The organism is Deinococcus pimensis DSM 21231, assembly GCF_000519345.1.
Classification (GTDB): domain Bacteria; phylum Deinococcota; class Deinococci; order Deinococcales; family Deinococcaceae; genus Deinococcus_A; species Deinococcus_A pimensis.
Map to the genome: position 1 here is coordinate 91,174 of NZ_KI912647.1, position 455 is coordinate 91,628.

Sequence of the window (455 nt, forward strand, 5' to 3'; positions counted from 1 at the left end):
CGCCGCCCGCGCAGCCCAGGCCCCACAGCGGCACGCGCGCCGCGTGCCGCGACAGGCCCATGCGCTCGATGAGGTAGCTGTCGAGGCTGGGCGTGCTGACGCCCGTGCTGGACGCGAACACCACGGCGTCCACGTCGGCGGGGCGCACGCCCGCCTCGTCGAGCGCGCGCCGCGCGACGTCCTCGGAGAGGCGCAGCGACTCGCGGACGTACACGGCGTTCTTCTCCGCGAAGGAGTGCGGCTCCAGGAACCACTCCAGCGGCATCGCGAGGTGCCGCGCGTCGATCATGGCGTTGTCGAACACGTCCAGCATGTGCCGGAAGCCCGACATGCGTGGGAAGAGGTCTCGCGCGGCGGCCTTCACGTCCTCCTGCGGGACGCGGTGCGGCGGGTTGCCGAGCGCGAAGCCCCGGATGACCGGGACGGGCCGCGCGGCGAGCGCCGCGTCCCGCTCG

1 pseudogene is annotated in these 455 nt (G+C 74.5%); it reads right to left on the reverse strand.

From position 1 onward, the window contains the following. Window positions 1-455, reverse strand: a pseudogene (locus DEIPI_RS30985) (chalcone synthase); the annotation flags it as partial.